Source organism: Mesobacillus sp. (assembly GCF_049588175.1).
Classification (GTDB): domain Bacteria; phylum Bacillota; class Bacilli; order Bacillales; family Cytobacillaceae; genus Mesobacillus.
In genome coordinates, this window is sequence record NZ_JBAVFI010000719.1 from 1 (window position 1) to 3,528 (window position 3,528).

Annotated in this window: 4 protein-coding genes; 3 read left to right on the forward strand and 1 reads right to left on the reverse strand. The window is 43.6% G+C overall.

The annotated features are described in order from the left end of the window. Both WB217_RS17485 and paaX read left to right on the forward strand, forming a co-directional pair. A partial coding sequence (locus tag WB217_RS17485; RefSeq protein WP_423994568.1) for an enoyl-CoA hydratase-related protein occupies nt 1-392 on the forward strand: 392 nt, incomplete at its 5' end. A gap of 135 nt (nt 393-527) precedes the next feature. After that, a complete protein-coding gene (gene paaX, locus WB217_RS17490; protein WP_423994569.1) occupies nt 528-1,403 on the forward strand; it encodes a phenylacetic acid degradation operon negative regulatory protein PaaX in 876 nt (291 codons plus the stop codon). Between the two features lie 186 nt (nt 1,404-1,589). Here the strand turns inward: paaX and WB217_RS17495 are convergent, their stop codons facing one another. Continuing rightward, nucleotides 1,590-2,108 (reverse strand): gamma carbonic anhydrase family protein, encoded by a 519-nt coding sequence (locus WB217_RS17495; protein ID WP_423994570.1) that lies wholly within the window; start codon nt 2,106-2,108, stop codon nt 1,590-1,592. A 73-nt stretch (nt 2,109-2,181) separates the two neighbouring features. Here WB217_RS17495 and WB217_RS17500 point away from each other — a divergent pair, with 73 nt between their 5' ends. Next, the gene (locus WB217_RS17500) at nt 2,182-3,129 is read left to right on the forward strand and encodes an NAD(P)H-dependent flavin oxidoreductase (RefSeq protein ID WP_423994571.1); all 948 of its coding nucleotides are present in this window, start codon (nt 2,182-2,184) and stop codon (nt 3,127-3,129) included. Nucleotides 3,130-3,528 lie beyond the last annotated feature (399 nt).

Genomic DNA, 3,528 nt, shown 5'->3' on the forward strand with positions numbered 1-3,528 from the left:
GCATGACAGAGGTAAGCTGGGGGATCATTCCAGGTGCTGGTGGAACACAGCGTCTTTCAAGGCTCATCGGGGAAATGAAGGCGAAGGAATTGATTTTTACAGCAAGGAAAATTTCTGCTGAAAAGGCTCTTGAACTTGGAATTTTAACGGATGTCGCTGCGAAAGAAAGCGTGATGCCAGTTTGCAAGGAGTTAGCAGATGAAATCCTTCAAAATGCGCCTATAGCGGTAAGGCAGGCTAAGTATGCCATCCAGCATGGAAGCAGCACCGACCTGCAGACAGGGCTTGCAATAGAGTCGAAGGCGTATGAAGTCACGATTCCAACAAAGGATCGTGTTGAAGCTTTAAATGCTTTCAGTGAAAAACGCAGACCAGTTTTCACTGCGGAATAATAACCATCCATAGGGATAATTCCCTATGGATTTTTGCTATTTTAGCAAATTGTTTTTGCAAAATAATGATAATACTGTAAAATGTTCTATAACGGATTTTATCCGTTCAACTAAAAAAACGAGGGTGACAGAAGCTTGAATACTAGATCAATGATTTTCACACTTTATGGTGACTATATATCTCATTATGGGAGCAAGATTTGGATTGGCAGCTTGATTCGGCTGCTTAACGAATTTGGGCACAATGATCAGTCTGTTAGAGCAGCCATTTCCAGGATGAATAAGCAAGGATGGGTGCAGGCTGAGAAGATTGGCAACAAGAGCTATTACTCGCTGACTCCCCGCGGCCAGAAAAGGATTGATGAAGCAGGTAAGCGTATCTTTAAGCTGAAGCCTGAAGAGTGGGATGGCAAATGGAGAATCCTGATGTATACGATCCCTGAGGAAATCCGGAATGTCCGTGACGAGCTGCGGAAGGAATTAATCTGGAGCGGATTTGGTTCAATGTCAAACAGCTTTTGGATATCTGCCAACAATCTCGAAAGGCAAGTAAATGATTTAATTGAAAAATACGAGATTAAACAGTACGTTGATTTCTTTGTGGCAGAGTACAATGGTCCTCATGAAAATAAGAGATTGGTAGAAAAAAGCTGGGATTTACATGAAATCAATGCAAAGTACCAGGATTTCATCAGTGAATACAGCCAGAAATACATCATCGATAAAAACAAGATACAAAAGGGAAGCATGTCAGACGCAGAATGCTTCGTAGAGCGGACAAAGCTTGTCCATGAATACAGAAAGTTTCTGTTCTTTGATCCAGGACTGCCAGAGGAGCTATTGCCTGAAAAATGGCTCGGAAGCCACGCAGCCTCACTCTTCAGCGAATACTACAAGGAGCTGGCGGAGCCAGCATCCCGTTTCTTCGAGTCCGTCTTCAAAGAAGGCAATGAAATTAAGCATAAAGCTGTTGATTATGATGTTATGGATCATCCATATATCATGGAATAATTGTTAGAGGCACGATCTGCAATGGTTGTGTCTTTTTCATTTTATACAGGTAAATTGAAATCGTAATTGTCCTATTCCAGGTAAAGAGACGGATGAGGAAGGGTGTTATGGAAAAGGCATGATAACAAACCAGGGGTGAAAATAAAAGAGCCTGGAATTCACCAGGCTCTTTTTTAACGAGATAAATTATACACTCTTTAAGTGCTCTAGGTATTCCTTGCCCTTCTGGACATATGTATCGATTGATAGTTGGATTAACTCTAAATCCTTTTCGCCGATTTCCCTGACGACTTTTCCCGGTGCTCCAACTACTAAGGAGCGTGGCGGAATTTTCTTCCCAGCTGGAATTAAAGTATTAGCTCCGATGATACATTCTTCACCGATATCAGCGCCATCAAGAATGGTTGAACCCATGCCAATGATACATCTTTTTCGGATGGTGCAGCCGTGGAGGATGGCATTATGCCCAACCGTAACGTCATCTTCAATGACCAGCGGGGAACCTTCATACAAGTGGCAAGTAACATTGTCCTGAATGCTGCAGTTTTCCCCAATGGTAATCGTATCCTCATCTCCGCGCAAAACTGCATTGAACCAGACACTTGAATGCTTGCCAATTTTTACGTCGCCAATAATATAGCTCCCTGGTGCCATGAACACAGTTTCATCGACTGAAGGCACCTTATCCAAATAGGATAGAATCATAAAAACACTCCTTTTCTTAATTGTCATAATTTTAAAATTAGTATAACATTATTATAACGAAGGGGGAATTTTTGTGAATGGAATTACTTCTGTTCTGGGCATAAAATATCCAATCATCCAGGGTGGAATGGGGAATATCAGCAATGCTGCATTAACCGCAGCTGTTTCAGAGGCGGGAGGTCTTGGAACAATTGGTGCTGGCACGATGTCCGCCGATGAAGTGGAAAAGATAATTGTAGAAACAAAAGCCAGGACATCTAAGCCGTTTTCTGTAAATGTAGCTTTAAGTGTATCCCCCAATGCGGTGGAAGTGCTGAGACTTGCTGTCAAACATCAGGTTCCTGTTGTCACTCTTTCCGCAGGCAATCCGGCACCTTTTATTCCCAAACTGCATGAATCAGGTATAAAAGTGATTGCTGTTGTAGCTTCAGTAAAACAGGCAAAGAAAGCTGAAGCCGCCGGGGCAAATATTTTAGTAGCTGAAGGATATGAGGCTGCAGGCATCAATTCAAATCTTGAAACGACCACTCTTGCACTAATTCCGCAGATTGTCGGACAAGTCAATATTCCTGTAGCTGCAGCTGGAGGTATTGGGGACGGTAAAGGTCTTGCTGCCATGCTGGCATTGGGAGCATCTGGGGTCCAAATGGGAACAAGATTTATCGCTACCAGCGAAGCTCCTTTTCATGAAGCCTATAAGCAAAAATTATTGCAGGCGACCGATCATGAAACGGTCATTGTGGGGAGATCTGTTGGAAGGATTCGCAGACTGTTGAACACACCATACGCAGAGAAGCTGCTTGAGGCTGAAAAGCTGGGGGTTACCGCAGATGAGTTTGCTGAACTGACTTCCGAAGAACTGCATAAAAAAGGTGCGCTTGAAGGGAATGCAGAGCGAGGTTTCATGAATGGCGGACAGGTCTCCGGATTGATTTCCGATATACCAACTGTTCAGGAACTTTTGGATCGAATGGTAAAAGAGGCGAAGGAACGGCTGCAAATTTCACTAAATCTAATATAAATGATCAAGCATGCTTCGAAAAGGGGCGTGCTTTTTTATTAATTGGCTCTGTTAAAGCTGAATGCTGATTATTAAACTCTGTTGATTGTAGTGGAAGGCGCGTGGACTCCTCCGAAAATGCTAACGCATTTCCATCGTGCGTGGGCAAATTCGAGGAAGCTAATCAATGTCCTGCGGGCGCAGCTGGACAGGTGAGACCTAGGTGAAATGATTCTCGTGAGGGATCATTTGCACCCCGCAGGAGCGAAGCGACGAGGAGGCTCAGCGCCAGCCCCTAGAAGAATTTGCTTATGAAAAAGCCGGCAGTTGGGCTTTTTCATAATTCTTCCGCGGAAAGCGAAGCGCCTGGAACGAAAATCAACAGACTTGTTTAACAGAGCCAAATCTTTTAAAAATCCA